Consider the following 20668-nt stretch of genomic DNA (forward strand, 5'->3'; position numbering starts at 1 on the left):
TAAGGCGGCACACACCGCACCAAGCCAGAATTTTCTTTGATTCATCAAAGTATGAGGCTGACCATGCGTTCCTTGCAGATTGCCGCTATCGTCTCTGCCATTGCGATTTCGCCGCCACTCGCAGCACAAGAAGCGAAGCCTTGGCCCGACCCCTCGACCCCCTCCGTCCTGCCGCGACCCGATTTCCGCTTCGAGGGAAACATCGGTCGCAGCATCGCGGACAGCGATCCGGCGCAATTCCCGCAGCCGGTGCAGGCCCCTGACGGTGCGCCGAACGTCGTGCTGATCCTGCTGGACGATGCGGGTTACGGACAGTTCTCGACCTTTGGAGGCGGGATCACCTCGCCCACGATGGATGCCTTGGCGGCCGAGGGGCTGCGCTTCACCCGCTTCCACACCACGGCGCTTTGTTCGCCGACGCGGGCCGCGCTGATCACCGGTCGCAACCACCATTCCGTCGCTTCGGGCGTGATCGGAGAGGCCGCGACCGGTTATGACGGCTATACTTCGATCATCCCGAAAAGCGCCGGAACCATCGGCGAGGTGCTGCGCCAGAACGGTTACATGACCGCATGGATCGGCAAGAACCACAACACTCCGGCATGGGAAGGGAGCGCCGCCGGTCCCTTTGACCGCTGGGTCAATAGCCTTGGTTTCGACTATTTCTACGGCTTCAACGCCGGAGACATGAACCACTGGAACCCGATCCTTTACGAGAACCGTAACCTTGTTCCGGCCTCGGCTGATCCCGACTATTTCCTGACGACCGATCTGGCCGATCACGCGATTTCATGGGTGCGGAAGGTCAAGACCATCGCGCCCACGCGGCCCTTCTTCCTTTATGTCGCAACCGGCGCGACCCATTCGCCGCATCAGGTTCCCGAGCAATGGACCGAACCCTTCAAGGGCAAGTTCGACGAGGGCTGGGACGCCTATCGCGAGCATACCCTTGCGCGGCAAAAGGAACTGGGCGTCGTACCCGAGAATACCGACCTGACCGTGCGCTCGGCGGGGCTGCCGGAATGGGCATCGTTGAACGACAACCAGAAACGGCTTTATTCCCGCATGATGGAGGTCTTTGCCGGTTACGGCGCGAATGCCGATCACGAAATGGGCCGCGTGATCGAGGCGGTGAAATCGCTTCCGGGGGCCGAGAACACCATCTTCATCTATATCGCGGGCGACAACGGCTCCAGCGCCGAGGGCGGGCTTGAAGGCTCGGTCAACGAGAACCTGTTCTTCAACGGCTTCCCCGAGACATGGCAGGACAACATCAAGGTCATCGACGAGCTTGGAGGACCGAAACATTTCAACCACTTCCCCTCGGCCTGGGCGCATGCGATGGACACGCCGTTCCAATGGACCAAGCAGGTCGCAAGCCATTTCGGCGGCACGCGCAACCCGATGATCATCTCGTGGCCCGGCAAGATCACCGACGCCGGTGGGGTCCGCTCGCAATTCACCCATACGATCGACATCGTTCCGACGCTTTATCGGGTCATCGGCATCACCCCGCCCGAAACATTGAATGGCATCGCCCAGAAGCCGATCGAGGGCATCAGCTTTGCGGACACGCTTCTGGACGGGAACGCGCCCGAGCATCGCACCAAGCAGTATTTCGAACTGCTGGGCAATCGCGGCATGTATCAGGACGGCTGGATGGCCTCGGCTCCGGCTTCGGCGCCTTGGGTTTCGGTCCGCGAGGCCTATGATCCCGACAAGCAAAAATGGGAGCTTTACAACGTCGCTCAGGACTTCAGCCAGGCCCATGACCTCGCCACCGAGAACCCCGAGAAACTGCGCCAGTTGCAGGATCTGTGGTGGGCCGAGGCCGCGCGCTACGACGTTCTGCCGTTGGACGGTCGAGCGGTCGAGCGCCTCAATGCCGAAGCGATGGGGCGGCCGGTCTTGTCCGGCGATGCCAAAAGCTTCACCTATTATCCCGGACAGGTGGGGCTCGCGGCGGATGCGTCTCCGCGCGTTCTGAACAAGTCGTGGACAATTACCGCGAATGTCGATGTTCCGGCTGAAAACGCCAACGGAATGATCGTAACACAGGGCGGCTTGGTCGGCGGCTACGGGCTTTACCTCAAGGACGGTAAACCGAGTTTCGTCTATAACTACCTTTCGCTCGACCGCCCGACGATCACCGCCACCGATCCTTTACCGGCGGGCAAGGTCAAGCTGGAACTCGATTTCGCCTATCACGGCGCGGCAGGAGAGATGGGAAAAGGCGCCACCGTCACCATGAAGGTCAACGGAACCGAGGTTGCCAAGGGCGAGATCGAAAAGACCATCCCGATCCAGATGGCGCTTGGCGAAGGGCTGGATATCGGCATGGATGTTGGCTCGGCGGTGGACTTCAACTATCAGCTTCCGTTCACCTTTACCGGCCAGATCGAGGACGTGACCGTCGCGCTGAAATAGCACGGTTGCGTGACAAGGGATCGGGCCTCTCCGCAGGGGCCCGAGACCGGATTATCTGCAGCGACCGCCACTTCAGGAGCTTTCATTGCAGGGGTCCATGCTGAAATGAACGGCTCCAACTCTGTTGCTTCGGTCACTCTTGTTATTTCCGCAATCGCCGAGATCGCGACGGGTCTTGCCCTTGTGGTCCGGCCAAGCCCCCTTGCCGAATTGCTGCTGGGCGTGGAAATTTTTGGGGTCGCCGTAGGGTTCGCCCGTATCGCCGGAATCGCATTGGTCGGCCTCGGCATCGCGTGCTGGCCCGGATCGCCACGCGCCGGAATGATCATCTATGGCTTCGCCGTGGCGGTTTACCTCGCCTATCTGGCGATTTCCGGCGTGGCGACCGGCGTCGCGATCTGGCCGGTCATTGTGGCACATCTGACCATCAGCGCCGCGCTGCTTTGGTTCCGTCGTTAAAGGCGTAGCGCCATTTCCCGTCAGAACCGGAAATTCAGTCCGATAACCGGACCACTCAGTGAAATATCGGAATCGAGCCCGCCGATCTCTTGCTCAAGCTCCATGTGGCGGTATCCGCCTTGCACGGCCCAGCGTTCGTTGAAGCGGTAGCCAATAGTCGCCACACCCTGCCATGTGGTGTCGTCGCCCGAAGTCTGGCCATAGTCGAAATAGGCGGTGGCGAACCATTTCTCGCTGATCGGGGCAGTAAAGCGTCCCGCGACAAGCGGAACGACCCAGCTTTTGCTACCACCGAATGCGCGGTCACCGCCAATCTGGCCAGCATCCAGACCGATATCCAGATCCACATCGAAGGCCCGCAGACCAAGCCCGATATCCGCTGTCAGTCTTTCCGTGTCATAGCTGCGATAAAGCGCGTATCCCGAAACCGCCGACAGTTCGGTTGCTATCTCGCCTTGCGAAAATGCCAGACCAAAGGGTGTGTCCTTGCTGGTCGAAAGCTTGGCATAAACGCCATCGAACAGGAGGCCCCATTTGTCGCGGCGCGCCTCGAACGTGCCCATGAACGCCATGTCGAGATTGTCGAGAACATTCCCGCCACTGGAACGGCTATTCAACTCGCCTAGCGGCGTCTGGACGCTCGCGTCCAATCCGGGGATCCAGGCGTAGATATTCGCCGAATAGGTCCACTCGCCCTCTTGCGCGTGGACGGATAGCGGCAGGAGAGCCAAAAGCACTACCAGTGACCGCATTCGCGCTTCTCCTGTTCGAAGATGGCGACATCATAACATTTCCCGCGCGTTTGCGGAAACTTCACGTGGGTCGATCCTGCGAATTTTCGTTGGCTCGGGGACGGGGCGGTCTCGTGGACCGAAAAATTTCGCTGATCAAAACGAAAAGTGGCGCAATACGTCCCGATCCGGCAACACCCGATAGACGCCTGCCATCACCTCGCCCCCGCCGCGACCGGACAAAGGATGGAGACATGATGAAACGCATCCTCATCGCGATCAGCCTGACCGTCATCGCCACCCCGGCCTCGGCCTAGATCCCTTTGGTGAATGCCACCTGCCCGACCGGGATCGAGATCCATGCCGATGAGCACGGCCCGATCTACTTCAACGGCAACGACGCCAAGATCACCTCCCAGAACGACAATTACGTCGAAGCGACACATGGCCATGTCACCGTTTCGCTGATGATCAATCCCGACAACACGGTCGAGGTCAGTTATACCGGCCCGAACCGCGCCAATGGCATCTGTCAGGTCGGTCACGCGAATACCGGTCACAAACACAAGCCCGCGACATGCCCGCCGGATGTCTCGGAGGCCGATCGCTACAAATACCCGGCCTGTAACTGAGCGACACCTGACGGGGTCCACGACCGATCGGCAACCGCGCCGTGTCAACCGCGCGAATGCGGTAGGTTGTCAGATCGTCGCCCGAATACTGCCAGCTTCGGCCCCCTCGACCAACCGGCCAAGCCGTTGGCTGCTTGCCGTCAGCAACGAGCGGTAGCGACGGTTCTGGAAGCCCCATGCAGCCGAAGATAGTTCGTCGCTGTGATCGACCAGAAAGGGTAGCGTCGTGACAACACGCAAACCCGGCATTTCTTCGAGATGGCGGTCGATCGTGATGCTGGCAGCACCGTGGCGCGCAATGCTCCAGTTCGCCAGATGCGCCAATGCGCGGCGGTTGTAGATGTTAAAGACCATTCCGGTGGTCCGGTTCAAATGCACAAAGGTTTCGCCACCGAAACGCTCGATCCGCTCGATCCGGTATTCCGGGCCGACATGGCTGGACAGGCCCGAGAATACGTCCCATTCGGTCTGCCCGAGATAGTCCATGACGACCCGCAATCGGGACGCGAAATCGGGCGCCGGCTGCACGTCGTCTTCGCAGATCATCGCAGTCTGGACATTGGTCGCAAGGCAGGCCTCGGCAATGCTGCGAAAACCAAGCGCCGCGCCGATCCAACCCTCATTCATCACCAGCCCGTCGACGACCCTGAAATCACCCAGCCCCGTGCTGCGAAATGCGTCGCGCCGCTCAGGCGTTTCCGGCAGGCTGAGGCAGAACCTCGCCTCGGCCCCCTCGGGTGCGGGCATCAGATAGCGCCAATAGGCCAGATCGGGCTCGATTGCGCCGGTGGCGACAAAGAAGCGGTATAGCGTCCGGCGGAACTCGTCGGGGCTACCGGCGGCGTTGAACAGCCGGTCGCCCGCGATCCGCATTTCCGAAATCGTGCGGAACCGCGCGTCCGAGGTTTCGATGATCGCGTGGCATTCCTCGGCCACGATCCGCAGCTGGCCGACATGATACTGCGCCGCAGCCGAGAAGATCAGGACATCGTTGCGGTCAAAACGACGCGCTCCCGAAATGTCGGGATCAAAATGGAACCGCGTCAGGTCGTCACGGTTGCCCCAACCCACAACGTCCCGACCGGCATGGGCCAACATCTCGGCCAACACCGGAACCAAAGTCAAATCGTCTCCGATGATCACGACGTCCTCGGAAACAGAGCGATAGCCCTGCGGCAAACGGCGTGCCTTGGGATAGCGAATGCGCGAATAAAAGCCGGCCATCCCTTCGTGTTCGTAGATCTGGGAAATCCTTGAGATCGGCATCGGAGTCTCGATTTGCAGAGTGGCGTTACGAGAACTTTATCAAACGAGGCTTAAATGACGATAGTTTGAGTCGTGTTATTTTCAACCTGCGACAGTCAAGAGTTTCTCTTTCCGCAACAGGCTGGGGAACGAATTCCTAGCGACGATACTGCGGCCGTCCCGCGACCTGCCTAGCGCTGTGCCAGATCGCGGTGCCATTTGAACAACAGGGCCAATCCGGACGCGAAAAGAATGGCTGCCACCAGCGCGACATAGACCGGCTCGACATAGTCGGCACGGTAGGTCGAATAGAACGCGCTGCGGTTCATGCCGACGATGTGGATGATCGGATTGAACCACAGAACATCGCGAAACCCCTGAGGCACGCTGTCAAAGGGCATGAAAATACAGGAAACCAGAAACAGCGGTCTGGTGGCGATAGCCCAGATATTCGACCATAGAGGGAAGCGTCGCATCAGAAAGCAATTCATGCAGCCGACGCCCAGCCCCAGGCCCGCGGCCATCAGAAACGCCAACACGACCCGAGGCAGATCAAGGATCAGATCGACGCGATCATAGGCGATGATGCCGCTCAGGACGATGACGAAAACCAGCGCATGGACGACGCAGCACAGGACGAAACGGGCCATGATCGCATCGACGAACGTCACGCCCGGATAAAAGAGCAGCTGCTTCGAGAATGACAGCGACTGCGCGATCTTGCGGCTGACATCCAGAAACATAAGGAACGGCAGCAAACCGGTGGCATAGAACAAGGCAAAGCTGGAACCCATCGGCGGAACCCGCACCGCCATCGAGAAGATCACGGTCAGCAGGGCAATCCCGCCCACCGGCTCCAGCACGGTCCAGACGAAGCCACCGGGCGAACGCCCGTAGGACGTCGCCATTTCGCGGAAGATCAGCGCGCCCAACGCACGAAATGCCGGAAACCGGCTTAACGGGTGGCGGCGGGCCTCAGTCATCGTCTTCCTCGTCCCATGTCGTACCCATGTTATTCTGATGGACACGGATCGCCTCGTTGACGTCGGGGTAATGGGTCAGCTGGCCCTGATGCAGCACCGCCGCTGATGAACAGATGGCGCGGATCATGCTCATCGAATGCGAGACCATGATTGCCCCGCTGTTCAGCAACCGGTTGCGGAAATAGGCTTTGCTTTTCTCGCGGAAATAGCCGTCCCCGACCGATGTCACCTCATCGACCAGATAGGTGTCGAAATGGATACCCATCGACACACCGAAGGCCAGCCGCGACCGCATTCCCGACGAATAGTTGCGAAACGGCAGGTGAAAGTGATGCCCGAGATCGGCGAACCCCTCGACGAACCGCAGCAGGGCTTCGGCATCGGCATCGTAAATGCGCGCGATGAAGCGGGTGTTTTGCGCTCCGGTCAGGTCGGGGTGAAAGCTGCCGGAGAACCCGACCGGCCAGGACACGGTTCCGCGCGTCACCACCCTGCCCCGATCCGGCCGGACTACACCCGCGATCATCCGCAACAGCGTAGACTTGCCCGCACCGTTATGGCCAAGCAGCCCGACCGCACCGCCTTGCGGAAAGGTCACGTTGATGTTTCGGGCAACGATGGTCGTGCGGCCATTCACTGTGAAGCTTTTCGACAGGTTCTCGAGCCTGATCATTTGAAGCGGTCGCGGTTCGAGCAGACGATCAGCACGGCACTCAGCCACGCGATGAAGATGAAGGTGACGGTCAGCAGGGTGATCATCAACCGGCGCGGTCTGGTCGCGGTCTGCGCCTCGGTCGGAGGAACGAATGTCGCCAGATAGCGGGTATCCTGTTCGGCCTTGGAACGCGCGGCCTCGACACCGGCCAGCGCAAGACTGTAGCTTTTCTCGGCCAGTTCGAGGTCCAGTTGCAGCTTGGTATAGCCGTCCAGAACCGCGCTGAAGCTCACATCGGCCTTGCCCCCGCCGACATAGCTTTGCTGCTCGTCCTCGATCCGGCTGCGCAAGACATCGACGCGGGTCTGGGCCTGCACCAACCTGACATCCGCGCTGCCCTGTGCACGCAGGGTCTCAAGCTGGATCATCGCCTCGGTCAGTTCCTGAGACAGTCCGGCAATGACGGTCGAGTTGATGTTCACTGCAGCTTGCGGGTCCATCATCCTGTTCAGGTCGCGGAAGCGCGCGATGGCGATGCGGGCCTCGGCCAGACGGGCTTCGGTCTTGGCCAGATCACGTTCGGCATAGCGGACCGAGTTGTCACGCGCCTTGTCCGAGACGTTGTTGACCAGCCGTCCCGCCGCGTCGTGAATTTCCTGCGTGATGCGCCGCGCATCCGCCGGAGAAAACGCCTGCGCCTCGATGCCGATCATGCCGGTCGCGGAATCGACGCTGATCGTAACCATCCGCCGCCAGAAGGCGACCAGATCCTCTTGCGTGGCGTCGCGCCCTAGCGAGAAAACCGGATCACTTTCGGTGCGGGCGAACATCCCGCGCAAGCCGATCTGGCGGTCGGTTTCTGCAACGAATGTCGGGCTGCGCAGATATTCATACAGCATCTTGGCGTCCGTGGTCGCATTCCCGACCGAGGACAGCCCGATTCCCGCCAACAGCCCCATATTCGGCGTTTCGTCATCTCGCACGACGAACGACACTTCCGAAACATATTGGTCTCGCGCGATCAGGAACATATAGCTTGCGACGACAACGGCGGGCAGCAGTACCGCAACCACAAAACTGACCGCCAACATGGTATGCCGCACGGTCCAGCCCGCCCGCGCCACCGGAGGCGGGATGCGCGGATTTCCGGTCTTGAACTGGCGCGGAAGCTCTTGAACCTTCATTTCGGCTCACCCGCCGCTTTTTCGCGCCATTTGCTTTGCGCCAGGTCGAAAGCCGCAAAGGCATCGTCCAGCGCAGCCTGAACCGCATCCATCGCGGTAGCAGAAACGCGTTCGTCCGTGATCAGCGTGTCGAAATCGCGGTGACGCAGGTCGTGGGCGACCGGAACCGGTTGACGCTCGGGCAACCCGACCCCTGCTGCATAGTCAAGATACTTGATCCCGTCGCCATGAACGGCGCTTTCGAACCCGTCAAAGGTGATCAGCCCGACCGGAATGCCATAGGCCTGACAGGTGATGAAGACATGCATCGCGCTGGTCAGCACCGCATCATAGCTGTGCAGGTTCTCGATCAGCGCCGAGATATCCGCTCGACCCGAGCGGAGGACCGAATGTTCGTCCACCCGCTCGGGCAAACGCAATGCGACACCCCGATGTGAAAAATGTCTGACCAGCGCGATCCGCCCGTTCGTGCGCGCTGGCCGGACAAAGGGCAGCAGCCGTGGCAACAAAATCGCGGGATCGCCGAACCGATCGACCTTGGGCCCGCCTGCCGCCAGCAGCGCGCTGGCCGAATATGGCCCGCGCAACGAGACATAGTCTGCGTCACGCGACAGTTCGACATCACCGCGACTGATACCGGTCCCGACGACGATGGACGACGCCTGCGCGAAACGCCCGATCGAGCCGATGCCCAGCAAATGCGGCCCAGCACCTGTCTCGTCATGCGATTGATAGCGCACCGCCCGACCCGAGGCCGCAGCCAGAACCAGCGGCGACAACCAGTCGCCGAAATTCCCCGGATAGGGTTTGTCCCACCACAGCAACCGCAACGGAGCGCCCCGACCGGAATCGGTCGCAGTCGCGTGCTCAAGGAATGCCTCGGCGGCACGGATCACCACCTGATCCCCCGCCGCCAGCAACTTGCGGCTGGTTACCTGAGCCACTCGAGCCCGCACTGCCGCCTCTCGGCCCGCGCGGGCATCATGAATCACGCGGTAGACACTGTTGGGGGAAAGCTGTCGCCCCTTGGCCGCGACAGGCTGCAAGAACTCGGTCATGCCCACCCGATCCGACAGGCGCCGCAGCGGGACGGCCAATCCCTGCGGCAGCGCGCCCTGCACCCGTCTTGCTGCGCTCAAAGCGGCCGATTTCATCCGGGGAGTGGGTTGTGGCCCCGCCGTCTTGGCTTGACCCGCACGATTGTGCTGCGCAGCCAAGCCCTTGAACGTCGCGACATTGCCGCTGGACCCGAAATAGAAGAACGGTCGTGCATCGGTTTCGGGCCTGTCCGCACGCCCGACCAGCATCGAGGACGGAATCATCTGGAAACTCAGCCGGTCCGCGTTCTTGCGCCACGCCTCTTCGAAGAAATAATCGTCGGTTGCCCGAAGGGTCATGGTCGCGCATGCCGCATCGGCGTCAGCGATGAAAGCACGCGCGGCCTTGGTGGTGTTGATGCCCCAGAAGCACGGCTCCCAGAACCGCGCGCTGTTCGAATAACCTATGCGCAGGGGATGGCCGAAGCCGCGCTGGAAACCGATGATATCCGCGGAAAATCCCGATACGAGATCCGGCAGATAGTCGATGTCGCAATCGACGTCGATCCAGAACACCCTCGCCTGCGGATGGCTCTGGCACACGGAATGCAGGAAAGGAACTTTCTTGCGGCAGATCTCCAGCCATTCCTCGCCCGGAGCCTTATCGACCCGCGCGATCTGGTACTTGATCCCCAGCCCATCCAGCGAATTGCGCAGCCGCTGCGCCGATTGCGCGTAATAGTCGTCCGGCGTGTGGAACGAACAGAAAATCACCTCGGGACCGCTTGGAACAGCCCGCAGCAATTCTCCATGCAAACGCATCTCATCTAGTTTCAGCAATGCCTCGTTCTCCGTCTGGTCGCCGGTCTTGAATGGCCGGTCTTGCAACTTCAGTATCAAACCCTCACCCGCCGCCCCGCCATTCCCAATCCCGAGGCCGCGGCAGAGGTCGCCTTCCCTTTGCGCCTGCGCGAAAGGAATAATTTTCCCTGCCGCGGCCGTTTTACCAGCGTCGGGTTCTGGCAAGCGCCGGTCGCGCGGGATCGGGACCGACCGGATCGACCTGTGTCTGCCACAAGGCGCGGTCGCGTCCTTTCATCAGCTCTGCCTCGGCTTGTCGGGGGGTGTCGGTGACGACACTTAGCGGATTTCCGTTCACCGAAGGCACTTCGCCGGTCCGAAGATCGATCAGACGAACGGAAAAAAGTCCGTTATTACGGGCGCTTGGCGCAGGATTTGTTGCGTCGGACCGATGCGGAACAGTCATGGCTGCGATTCCTTTGACAATCACAAGTCTTGCGCGGAGGATAATACACGATCTATAAGATAGACAATATCGTTTTAATTCGAGCCGCCGCACTGGCGTTCCCTTGAATTGCAGGAGGACAGGATATGACTGCTCTTGACCTGATCGACCGCAAGATCGTGGCCGAGTTGATGCGTGACGCCACGCTGCCTATTTCGCAGATTGCCGAGAAGGTCGGCTTGTCCCAGACACCCTGCTGGAAGCGGATCCAAAAGCTTGAGGCCAGCGGCGTTCTAACCGGTCGCGTGGCATTGGCCGACCCGCTTCAACTCGGGCTGGGCGTTCTGGTCTTTGTCGAGATCGAGGCCCCGAACCATTCGGCCGAGTGGCGCGAGGATTTTACGCGCGCCGTCGATACCCTGCCCGAGGTCATGGAGGTCTACCGGATGGCCGGACGAATGGATTACATGCTGCGCGTCGCCGTTACGAGCATGTCGGCCTTCGACCAGTTCTATAAACGCCTGACGGATGCCGTGCCGATCAAGAACGTCACCTCGCATTTCTCGATGGAGCGTATCCGTTTCTCCAGCGCCTATCCGGTGGATACGCGCAATCGTTAGAACGGGACTCTGGCTGACAGGGCGGGCCGGTGACGGGCCAGCCACGACCGATCCTTGACTGGCTACGGCGGTATTCGCGCTCAACGCGAATTTTGCGTTGATGCCTCGCGCGGCTGACTGCTAATCCTTCATCAAAGGACGAAAAGTCCGCGTGCAGTCACACGAGCAGGCAATGAAATTCACGTCGATGAAAGTCCGGATGGCCATACCGTTGGCCTCAATGGTTGTGGTCCTTGCGGGCTGCTCGTTCGGCAACCGGCATTCCCCTTTGGAATGCATGGAGCGCGCCATGTATTTCGAATCGAACCAGTCCAGCCGTGACGGCATGATCGCTGTCGGCAGCGTCGTCATGAACCGCGTGGTATCCGACAAATACCCCAACTCGGTTTGCGGCGTTGTCGGGCAGAAAAATCAGTTCGCGCGAGGAATCATGACCCGCCGCATGGATGGCAAAAGCCTGCCGAAGGTGCGCGAGGCCGCGAAATCAGTACTGCGCGGCGAGCGCCATCCCCTGATCGGCAACGCGATGTTTTTCCATAGCGCAAGCTACAGGGCGTCCTATGACAATATGCACTATGTCCTCGTGACCGGAGGCAACGCATTCTACGAAAGGCGGCATCGGGATCTGGTGACCCAACCGTACCCGCCGCAATCGATCGAAGGCATCACCCGCAGATAAGGGTGATGAAGGGGGTCTAAACCTCGGGCGGGAAGACCGGCCGCGCCGCACCTTTTTCATCCAGCGCCACAAAGGTAAAGGTCGCTTCGGTGACCTTCTGCGTGATCTCGCTTTCACGCTGGCGTCGCCAGGCTTCGACATGGATGCGCATCGAGGTCCGGCCGATATGTCCGACCTCGGCATACAGCGACACCTCGTCCCCGACCTTGACGGGGCGATGGAACTTCATACCCTCGACAGCGATGGTCGCCGTACGGCCGCGCGCCGTCAGCGCCGCGACCGACCCCGCCGCAAGGTCCATCTGGCTCATCAGCCAGCCACCAAAAATATCGCCCGCAGGATTGGTATCGGCAGGCATCGCGATGGTGCGGATCGTAGGAAGGCCATTTGGCTGAGAATCTGGCATATGACCGCGGGTTCCCTTGCTCGGATGAAACGATATCCGCCAAGCTTTGCCGTGTTTTTCGGGCGTGTTCCAGCAAGGTTGTGCAGGATTTTTGCTCGGCAGCGGTCCTGCCTTGGAAAACAGCAGAACATTGCAACAAGCCGTGCGCCGAACCAAACAAAGACTGCCCGTCAATCGGCATCCAGAACCATCTTGGCCGTCAAATCGTCGGTGATCAAAACATTCGCCAGCCCGGCCTGAAGCGCGGCCCGAACGATAGGCACTTTATGCGGTCCCGCTGCCGCCAGCACACGTTCGGGAACCTGACGCAGCACATCAAGTTCGATGCCGATGGTGCAATCGTCCAGCAAAGTCGGAACGTGGTTCCCTTCGGCATCAAGAAAACGGCTGACGACATCGCCGATCACACCAGCTGCGATCAGGTCTTCGGTGCCCAGAACGGCAGGCAGACCGGTTCGGATCAGATAGCTGCGCTCCGAGATATTGCTGGCGGTCAGAATCGCGACATCCAGTTGGCGCAGCTTCTCGAAATGTTCGGTGAAGATGTCCTGAGCCAGAAATTCGGCGCGGTCGATCTGCGAAGCAAGGAACACCGGCGCGGCCAGAAGGGAATAGCGCGCGCCCAAGCGGTCGGCCAGACCCGAGGCAATGCCGAACGCATTCAGCGATTCACCCCGACTGGTGCCGCCGATCATCGAAACGACCTCAAGGTCGGGCAAGACCTGCCGCATCATCCGGTTGATCGCGCATTGCAGCGTCATGCCCCAAGACACGCCGATCCGCCGCCATTCGCCCGAGCGCAGACGCTCGGCCATGTAGCTGGCAAGCGCCGCGCCACAAGCACCGTGATAATCGTAATTCTCGGGATTGGCGGGGGCGACCAGCGCCCGCATCAGGCCGAACCGCTTTTGTAACCGGTCCTGAAGGTCGAATCTGGGCAATAAGGGCGAGTCGATCTCGACCTTGACGATGCCCAGCGAGCGCGCGCGCTGGATCGCCTGATTCACCCGCAGCCGTGTCACGCCCATCGCTTTGGCGATCTGGGCCTGCGTCAGCTCGTTGACAAAATAGTGCCAGCACACCTCGACGGTGAACGCATCGGCCTCGGGAAGGTCTTCATTCGTCATAGGCGCATCTCATCGGCCCCGTCGGCATTGTCAACTGGCGGAAATCCAGTCTATTTTACAACTGTATTTCATTCATTACATTTGCAAGATTTTTCTTGCACCAGCCCTGCCGGATTTGCCAAGATGCGAACGGGGACGAGGAACGCCGGAGGGCATCGCGACACGAATCCCGCCGTTTCCCCTCGTTGGATCAGGGAGGATGGTTGATGAATAAGGTTGTCAGACTGGGGGCATCCGTGCTCGCGCTGTCCCTTGTGGCAGGCAGCGCCTGGGCTCTGGATGAAGAATTCTACAAGCAGGCAGGCAGCAAGTTTTCGGGCGTGACCCTGCGAGGCGTGACGGAATCAACGCCCGCATCAAACTATGTCCGCAACGTCCTCGCGCCGAAATTCGAGGAACTGACTGGCATTCGTGTCGATATCGAGACGACCTCGTGGGACCAGATGTACGACAAGGCGATCAAGGACATGGAGGCCAAGACCGGCATCTATGACATGGTCTATATCGAACAAGACATCGTCTATGCCTATCTGGCCCGCGATTTTCTGGTCGATCTGACCGCCAAGCTGAAGGAGAAGCCGGACCTCAAGGCCCCGGATTTCGACGAGGCCAAGCTGACCACCTTCGCCAATTACTTCCGCGGCGCGAATGGCGACCTTTACGGGATGCCGATGGAGGCTTTCATCAAGCCCTATGTCTATCGCACCGACCTGTTCAACGACCCCGAGATCATGGCCGCCTTCAAGGAAAAGACCGGCCGCGACCTGGCCCCGGCCAAGACCCATGAGGAATATACCCAGATCGCGGATTTCTTCACCCAATGGGGCAAGGATCACAAGCTGGACCTGTGGGGCTCGACCGCGCAGGCCCATACCGGGCATCCGGCATCCTGGTATGAGTTCTTTGAATCCGTCGCGCCGACCTTCGGCGTCTACAACTGGGGCATCGACGCGGCCAACAATTACGGCGCCACGGTCGAACATGGCGGGCTGATGAACTCGCCCCAGGCCAAGGAAGCGATGAAATGGTGGCTGCATCTGCGCGATATCGGCCCGCCTGAATCGGTGCAGTCCACCTGGTCCGAAGTGGCGACGACCATGGCCGCAGGACGTGCCGCCCAAGGGCTGGTCTATGGCGAGAACGTCGCCTGGATCGCCTCGGACCCGAACCAATCGAAGGTCGTGGGCAAGATCTCGGTCGCGCTGCCGCCGCTGTCGGAAGGCGTGCTGAAGGCCGCCGAAGAGGGCAAGGGCTATATCGGTTATTACGATGGCGGCGCCTTTGGCCTGCCGGTGACCTCGAAGAACCCGGATGCGACCGCCTTGTTCCTGCAATTCCTTGCCGAGGAAGACCTGCAGCCCGACTGGGCCGTCGCCGGATCGCGCATCACCACAACCGCAACCTACGAGTCGCCCAAGGTCACCGAGCTGAACGACAAGCTGGGCAATTACTTCGGCATGTTGCGCGATGACGGCAAGCTGTTCGGCGGCGCGCCCCCCTATCCGTTCCACGCCCAGCTGCGCGAGGCGACCGCGCCGATCTTCTATGACATCCTGACCGGCAAGGTCGATCCCGATGCGGGTCTGGACCAGATGGCCGCCAAGGCCGAGCAGGAACTGACCGATCTGGGTTACCGGAAATAAGCGTTCCTCCCCCCGGTCGCCGCGGGGGCAATCCCCGCGGCGATTGGCAATCCGCGCATCGGACGGGAAAAGCCATGCAATCCAAGTTCCTCGGCTGGGCCTTGTTGGCCCCCACGCTGCTGATCCTGGCTTTGTTCGGGGTCGTGCCCTTCATCTATGTGCTGTTCGTGTCCTTTCACCAATGGAACCCGTTCGGGGCCAATCCCGACATGCTGTTCAACTGGGCCGGGAATTACCGCAAGCTGGTCTTCGACGCGCAATTCCTGGCCTCGCTGGGGGTGACGGCGGCCTTTGTCTTCTTCGCGGTGCTGTCGGAACTCGTGCTGGGCTATGCGCTGGCCCAAGCATTGATGCGGGATTTCCCCGGCAAGGCATTCTTTCGCACCATCCACACCCTGCCCCTGATCATGGCGCCGATCATCGTGGGCTCGGTCTGGAAGTTGATGACGACGCCGTCCATCGGGATCATCCCGAATATCCTGTCGAACTGGCTGGGCTATGACCTGAATATCGGCCAAAGCGCGTGGCAGGCCTTTGCCACCACCGTCATCATGGACATCTGGCACTGGACGCCGCTGGTCACGCTGACGCTGATCGCGGCGCTGGTATCCCTGCCCGCCGATCCGTTCGAGCAGGCCCAGATCGACGGCGCGAACCGGCGGCAGATCTTCTGGCACATCACGCTGCCGATGATCCGGCCGGCGATCCTTGCCACAGTCTTCATCCGCATGATGGACGCGATGCGAACCGTCGACGAGGTCCTGATGCTGACCGGAGGCGGCCCCGGCTCTGCCACGCGCTATGTCGGCGTCCACATCTTCAAAGAGGTCTTTCCGCGCACGAATTACGGCTATGGCTCGGCCGTGTCGGTCATCGTGCTTTACCTCACCATCGTGGTCTGCTGGCTGATGTATGTTGGCCTGATCGCCCCGCGTAACAAGGGAAAGGGCTAGGCGATGCGTAAGGGCAATCCGTGGCTGTCGGTGCTGTTCTGGGTATTGCTCAGCTTTCTGACATTGTTCCCGATCTACTGGCTGTTCGTCATCTCGGTCAAACCGGCGATCGAGCTGTTCTCGACCCCCTCTGTCTGGCTGTCGGGCGATCTGTACTGGAAAAACTACGCCGATGTGCTGAACGACCGCACCCTGCGCAGCTATATGGTCAACTCTCTGGTGATCTCGTCAGGAAACGCGGTGCTATGCACCACGCTGGGTTTTCTGGCCTGCTACGCGCTGTCGCGATTTGACCTGCCGGGCAAGGAAAGCGTATTCTTCTGGACCATCACCAACCGCATGGCGCCACCGGCCGTATTCCTTCTGCCGCTGTTTTTGCTGATGACACAGGTCTACAGCATCGGGGATTTCAAGCTGGCCGATACGCGGATCGGGATGATCCTTGTCTATTGCACCTTCAACCTGCCCTTCGCGATCTGGACCCTGCGCCCGACGCTGGACGGTATCCCTAAGGAACTGGACGAGGCCGCCTATGTCGATGGCGCAAGCCCGTGGAACGTCATCAGCGAGGTGGTCTTCCCGCTCGCGCGGCCCGGACTTGCTGTCACGCTGATCCTGACCTGGGTCTTTGCATGGAACGAATATCTGCTGGCGGCGACATTGACCAACTTCAACGCCCGCACGCTGACCACCGGACTATCCGAATATGTCACGACCACGGGGACCAACTGGGGGATCATGGCCGCGATCTCGGTTTTCACGCTGATACCGGCCTTGATCGTGTTCAGTCTCGTGCAACGCCATATCGTCGCGGGCCTGACCTTCGGCGCGGTGAAAGGATAGGCCATGGACAAGGACAGACGGGGCTTTCTGCCCATCGAGACAAACTGGTTCGACCGCCTTTTCATCAGCATCGTGCTTTGGGTCGCGCTGTCATTGTTCTGGCTGCGCTTTATCGAACCCCTTGGGCTTTCGATCTGGATCAGCGTCGCGATCTCGGTAGCGCTGGCCATCATCATCGTGAAAAGGGGATAAATCATGCAATCACTGGTGCTTGAGCGGCAAGGAGAACTGTCGCTGCGAGATTTCCCCGCAATCGACCATGATGAGGAAACACTTGGTCCGCGCGATGTCCGCATCCGGCTGCATACGGTAGGGATCTGCGGCTCGGACGTGCATTACTACACCCATGGCCGCATCGGCCCCTTTGTCGTCAATGCGCCGATGATCCTTGGACATGAGGCCTCGGGTACCGTCATCGAAACCGGTTCCGACGTCAGCACATTGAAACCCGGCGACCGCGTCTGCATGGAGCCGGGCATTCCCGAGCCGAACAGCCGCGCCACCCGTCTGGGCATGTATAATGTTGACCCCGCCGTCCGCTTCTGGGCGACCCCGCCGGTCCATGGTATCCTGCGCCCGACCTGTGTCCACCCCGAGGCATTCACCTTCAAGCTGCCCGACACCGTGTCCTTCGCCGAAGCCGCGATGGTCGAGCCCCTCGCCGTCGGCATCCATGCCGCGACCAAGGCGCGGATCAAGCCCGGAGACAATGCCGTGGTCATGGGTGCGGGGCCCATCGGGCTGGTCACGGCACTGTCAGCATTGGCCGCAGGTTGCGCGCGGGTTTTCCTGTCCGATGTCGCTCAGCCAAAGCTTGATATCGGCGCTGGTCTGTCCCGCGCCATCATACCGGTGAATGTCGCGCAAGATGATCTTGCCAAGTGTGTCCTGCGCGAGACTGACGGCTGGGGCGCCGATGTCGTGTTCGAGGCGACAGGCTCACCCAAGGCAGCGGCGGGCATTTTCCAACCGCTCGCTCCGGGCGGATGTGTCGTCATGATCGGCGGCCAACCCGATCCGATCGCCTATGATGCGGGCGCGGCGATGGTCCGGGAAGCGCGGGTCGAGAATATCTTCCGCTATGCCCATGCCTTTCCGCGCTGCGTGAACATGATCGCCTCGGGGGCAATCGACGTGAAACCGCTGATCACGCGGACATTCGCCTTTAGCGACAGCGTTCAGGCATTCGAGATCGCAGCTTCCGCGCCTGCAAGCGACGTGAAAATGCAGATCGAAATGCCGCAATAGAAAGGAAACAGCGTGGCGCGTGTCAAAATCGACAATGTATTCAAGCGCTACGGCGCACTTCAGGTCATGCACGGCGTCAATGTCGATATCGAGGATGGCGAATTCGTCGTCCTCGTCGGCCCCTCGGGTTGCGGAAAATCGACCCTGTTGCGGATGCTGGCCGGTTTGGAACAGATCAGTGACGGCACCATCTCGATCGGCGAACGCGTGGTCAATGACGTGCCGCCAAAGGAACGCGACATCTCGATGGTGTTCCAGTCCTACGCGCTTTATCCGCACAAGACCGTGGCCGAGAATATCGGCTTCCCCCTGAAAATGGCCAAGCGCCCCAAATCCGAGATTCAGGAGAAGGTGAACCACGCGGCGTCGATTCTGGACCTTGCGCATCTGCTGGATCGCTACCCGAAGCAGCTTTCGGGGGGCCAGCGCCAGCGCGTCGCCATGGGCCGTGCCATTGTGCGCAATCCTCAGGTCTTTCTGTTCGACGAACCGCTGTCGAACCTTGACGCCAAGCTGCGCGTCAGCATGCGGGTTGAGATCAAGGAACTGCACCAGCGCCTTGGAACAACCATCGTCTATGTCACCCATGACCAGATCGAGGCAATGACTATGGCCGACAAGATCGTGGTCATGCGGGACGGGCGGGTCGAGCAGATCGGCGCGCCTCTGGACCTGTTCGACCGACCGGAAAGTGTCTTTGTCGGGGGCTTCATCGGCTCGCCCTCGATGAACTTCCTGCATGGAACTGTGTCCTCGCAGGAGGGCAGGCAGGTGTTCCGGACCGATGGCGGACTTGCACTGCCCATGCCGCAAGCCGGTCTGGCTGACGGCCATCAGGTCACTTACGGTATCCGCCCCGAACACATCGCCATCGGCGATGAAGGGGTGCCGGTCAATATCGTCGTGACCGAGCCGACCGGTTCCGAGACCCAGATTTTCGCGCGGGTGGACAATGACCTGATCAATGCGGTGGTCCGCGACCGCATCTATGCCCGCCCCGGTGAGCAGGTCGGTTTCGTCATCGACCCCGCCAATGTTCACCTTTTCGACCGCCAGACCGAACGCCGCCTGTGACCTCCGAGGACCGTATGACCCGCCTGTGCAATGCCACCCTTGCCGATCTGGACCCGTCGATCCTGCGCCCGCAATATGATCGCCGCGCGCTGCGCCCCGGCATCGTCCATATCGGCCTTGGGAATTTCCACCGCGCCCATCAGTCATGGTATTTGCACCGCCTGATGCAACAGGGCCTCGCGCATGATTGGGCCATTCTGGGCGCAGGAGTTCGAGCCTATGATGCGGAAATGCGCGACCGCTTGGCGCGGCAGGATTATCTGACCACATTGATCGAACTTGATCCTGCGGGCCGCTCGGCCGAGATCGTCGGCTCGATGATTGATTATATTCCGGTCCGGAACGACAACGCCCCCCTGGTCGCGGCGATGTCGGACCCAGCTATCAGGATCGTCGCCCTGACGGTGACCGAAGGCGGCTACTACCTGAACCCCGATAAAGGCCTGGATACCGGGCATCCCGATATCCGCCACGACGCTGCCAATCCCGACGCACCGCGCACGGCTTTCGGGGCCATGGTGGCGGCATTGGCCCGAAGGCGGGCAGCGGATCTCGGGCCATTTACCGCGCAAAGCTGCGACAATCTGCAAGGTAATGGCACGATCCTGCGTCAGACCATCGTCGGCCTTGCGCGACTGAACGATCCCGCCCTTGCCGAATGGATTGACCAGAACAGTGCTTTTCCCAACTCCATGGTGGATTGCATCGTTCCCGCCACCGGCCCTGCCGAACTGGCGCTGGTGCAGGACTTCGGTATCGAGGACGCCGCCCCCGTCACGCATGAGAATTTCCGGCAATGGGTGATCGAGGATCACTTCTGCGCCGGTCGTCCCGATTGGGATCTTGCAGGGGCAACATTCTCGGATCGGGTGCATGATTACGAGCGGATGAAGATCAGGATCCTGAACGCCGGCCATCAGATCATCGGCAATGTCGCGGACCTGCTGGGCATCGTGACCATCGCGGAAACCATGGCCGATCCGCAGATCTCGGCCCTGTTTCGCCACGTCGAGCAGTCCGAGATCCTGCCTCATGTCCACGCCGTTCCCGAATACACGCCCGCAGCGTATCTGGACCTGATCGAGCGGCGCTTCTCGAACCCCGCGATCCGCGACACCACACGGCGGGTCGCCTTTGACGGCTCGAGCCGTCATCCGGGCTTCGTGCTGCCCTCGATCCGCGACGGTCTTGCGGCGGGTCTGCCGGTTACGGGGCTGGCCTTGGTCGAGGCACTCTGGGCGCGCTATTGCACGGGTCGGCGCGAGGATGGATCGCTGATCGAGCCGAATGATCCCGACTGGTCCGCCCTGCAAACCCGTGCGCAGATCGCCAAGGATGATCCCGCGGCTTGGCTAGTCCCTGCGATCTATGGCGATCTGGCGCGGTCAGCGGCCTTTGCAGATGCGTTTGACGGATGGTTAAGGCTCATTCACAAAGAAGGGGCGCGAGCGGCGCTGACCCGCTATCTGGCATAGT

21 protein-coding genes are annotated in these 20668 nt (G+C 60.7%); 12 read left to right on the forward strand and 9 right to left on the reverse strand.

Going from position 1 to position 20668, the window contains the following annotated elements; translation table 11 throughout:
• Nucleotides 1-63: 63 nt before the first annotated feature.
• A complete protein-coding gene (locus tag GL286_RS18445; RefSeq protein WP_211596418.1) occupies nucleotides 64-2427 on the forward strand; it encodes an arylsulfatase in 2364 nt (787 codons plus the stop codon).
• A 105-nt stretch (nucleotides 2428-2532) separates the two neighbouring features.
• Nucleotides 2533-2886, forward strand: coding sequence for a hypothetical protein (locus tag GL286_RS18450; protein ID WP_155097050.1), 354 nt, complete (start codon nucleotides 2533-2535; stop codon nucleotides 2884-2886).
• Nucleotides 2887-2906: 20 nt separating this feature from the next.
• Here GL286_RS18450 and GL286_RS18455 read toward each other — a convergent pair whose 3' ends face one another.
• Entirely contained in the window at nucleotides 2907-3638 is a 732-nt protein-coding gene (locus GL286_RS18455; RefSeq protein WP_155097051.1) for a porin family protein, read from the reverse strand.
• 305 nt (nucleotides 3639-3943) lie between these two features.
• Between GL286_RS18455 and GL286_RS18460 the strand changes: the two genes are divergently transcribed.
• Nucleotides 3944-4249 (forward strand): hypothetical protein, encoded by a 306-nt coding sequence (locus GL286_RS18460; protein WP_211596419.1) that lies wholly within the window; start codon nucleotides 3944-3946, stop codon nucleotides 4247-4249.
• A gap of 69 nt (nucleotides 4250-4318) precedes the next feature.
• Here GL286_RS18460 and GL286_RS18465 read toward each other — a convergent pair whose 3' ends face one another.
• The 6 genes from GL286_RS18465 to GL286_RS18490 all read right to left on the reverse strand — a co-directional run bounded on the left by GL286_RS18465 (nucleotide 4319) and on the right by GL286_RS18490 (nucleotide 10620).
• On the reverse strand, nucleotides 4319-5515 hold the full coding sequence (locus GL286_RS18465) for a hypothetical protein (protein ID WP_155097052.1): 1197 nt from the start codon (nucleotides 5513-5515) through the stop codon (nucleotides 4319-4321).
• 170 nt (nucleotides 5516-5685) lie between these two features.
• On the reverse strand, nucleotides 5686-6477 hold the full coding sequence (locus GL286_RS18470; RefSeq protein WP_155097053.1) for an ABC transporter permease: 792 nt from the start codon (nucleotides 6475-6477) through the stop codon (nucleotides 5686-5688).
• Nucleotides 6470-7150 carry an ABC transporter ATP-binding protein gene (locus GL286_RS18475; protein WP_155097054.1) on the reverse strand — a complete coding sequence of 227 codons (681 nt, stop codon included), beginning with the start codon at nucleotides 7148-7150 and terminating at the stop codon, nucleotides 6470-6472. The genes GL286_RS18470 and GL286_RS18475 overlap by 8 nt, the downstream gene beginning before the upstream one ends.
• Nucleotides 7147-8316: a KpsE/RkpR family capsule polysaccharide export protein gene (locus tag GL286_RS18480; protein ID WP_155097055.1), complete on the reverse strand. Its 1170-nt coding sequence runs from the start codon at nucleotides 8314-8316 to the stop codon at nucleotides 7147-7149. Before GL286_RS18480 ends, GL286_RS18475 begins: the two co-directional genes overlap by 4 nt.
• Nucleotides 8313-10193 carry a polysaccharide pyruvyl transferase family protein gene (locus GL286_RS18485; protein ID WP_155097056.1) on the reverse strand — a complete coding sequence of 627 codons (1881 nt, stop codon included), beginning with the start codon at nucleotides 10191-10193 and terminating at the stop codon, nucleotides 8313-8315. Before GL286_RS18485 ends, GL286_RS18480 begins: the two co-directional genes overlap by 4 nt.
• A gap of 163 nt (nucleotides 10194-10356) precedes the next feature.
• Nucleotides 10357-10620: a hypothetical protein gene (locus tag GL286_RS18490; protein WP_155097057.1), complete on the reverse strand. Its 264-nt coding sequence runs from the start codon at nucleotides 10618-10620 to the stop codon at nucleotides 10357-10359.
• A 125-nt stretch (nucleotides 10621-10745) separates the two neighbouring features.
• On the opposite strand from GL286_RS18490, the gene GL286_RS18495 reads away from it, so the two are divergent.
• Both GL286_RS18495 and GL286_RS18500 read left to right on the forward strand, forming a co-directional pair.
• Entirely contained in the window at nucleotides 10746-11219 is a 474-nt protein-coding gene (locus GL286_RS18495) for an Lrp/AsnC family transcriptional regulator (protein WP_155097058.1), read from the forward strand.
• A gap of 220 nt (nucleotides 11220-11439) precedes the next feature.
• On the forward strand, nucleotides 11440-11898 hold the full coding sequence (locus tag GL286_RS18500) for a cell wall hydrolase (RefSeq protein ID WP_246185025.1): 459 nt from the start codon (nucleotides 11440-11442) through the stop codon (nucleotides 11896-11898).
• A gap of 16 nt (nucleotides 11899-11914) precedes the next feature.
• Here the strand turns inward: GL286_RS18500 and GL286_RS18505 are convergent, their stop codons facing one another.
• The gene (locus GL286_RS18505) at nucleotides 11915-12304 is read right to left on the reverse strand and encodes an acyl-CoA thioesterase (protein ID WP_155097059.1); all 390 of its coding nucleotides are present in this window, start codon (nucleotides 12302-12304) and stop codon (nucleotides 11915-11917) included.
• Nucleotides 12305-12474: 170 nt separating this feature from the next.
• Nucleotides 12475-13431 carry a sugar-binding transcriptional regulator gene (locus tag GL286_RS18510; protein WP_155097060.1) on the reverse strand — a complete coding sequence of 319 codons (957 nt, stop codon included), beginning with the start codon at nucleotides 13429-13431 and terminating at the stop codon, nucleotides 12475-12477.
• 206 nt (nucleotides 13432-13637) lie between these two features.
• Here GL286_RS18510 and GL286_RS18515 point away from each other — a divergent pair, with 206 nt between their 5' ends.
• From GL286_RS18515 to GL286_RS18545, 7 genes are all read left to right on the forward strand, one after another.
• Nucleotides 13638-15074 carry an extracellular solute-binding protein gene (locus GL286_RS18515; protein ID WP_155097061.1) on the forward strand — a complete coding sequence of 479 codons (1437 nt, stop codon included), beginning with the start codon at nucleotides 13638-13640 and terminating at the stop codon, nucleotides 15072-15074.
• Nucleotides 15075-15148: 74 nt separating this feature from the next.
• A complete protein-coding gene (locus tag GL286_RS18520; protein WP_155097062.1) occupies nucleotides 15149-16027 on the forward strand; it encodes a carbohydrate ABC transporter permease in 879 nt (292 codons plus the stop codon).
• Nucleotides 16028-16030: 3 nt separating this feature from the next.
• Nucleotides 16031-16870 carry a carbohydrate ABC transporter permease gene (locus GL286_RS18525; protein ID WP_155097063.1) on the forward strand — a complete coding sequence of 280 codons (840 nt, stop codon included), beginning with the start codon at nucleotides 16031-16033 and terminating at the stop codon, nucleotides 16868-16870.
• 3 nt (nucleotides 16871-16873) lie between these two features.
• Nucleotides 16874-17062: a DUF2160 family membrane protein gene (locus GL286_RS18530; RefSeq protein ID WP_155097064.1), complete on the forward strand. Its 189-nt coding sequence runs from the start codon at nucleotides 16874-16876 to the stop codon at nucleotides 17060-17062.
• 3 nt (nucleotides 17063-17065) lie between these two features.
• Entirely contained in the window at nucleotides 17066-18118 is a 1053-nt protein-coding gene (locus GL286_RS18535) for an NAD(P)-dependent alcohol dehydrogenase (RefSeq protein WP_155097065.1), read from the forward strand.
• A gap of 12 nt (nucleotides 18119-18130) precedes the next feature.
• Nucleotides 18131-19192 carry a sn-glycerol-3-phosphate ABC transporter ATP-binding protein UgpC gene (locus GL286_RS18540; protein ID WP_170295294.1) on the forward strand — a complete coding sequence of 354 codons (1062 nt, stop codon included), beginning with the start codon at nucleotides 18131-18133 and terminating at the stop codon, nucleotides 19190-19192.
• A 14-nt stretch (nucleotides 19193-19206) separates the two neighbouring features.
• On the forward strand, nucleotides 19207-20667 hold the full coding sequence (locus GL286_RS18545; RefSeq protein WP_155097066.1) for a mannitol dehydrogenase family protein: 1461 nt from the start codon (nucleotides 19207-19209) through the stop codon (nucleotides 20665-20667).
• Nucleotide 20668 lies beyond the last annotated feature (1 nt).

This window comes from Paracoccus aestuariivivens (assembly GCF_009711225.1).
In the GTDB taxonomy this organism is placed as follows: Bacteria; Pseudomonadota; Alphaproteobacteria; order Rhodobacterales; family Rhodobacteraceae; genus Paracoccus; species Paracoccus aestuariivivens.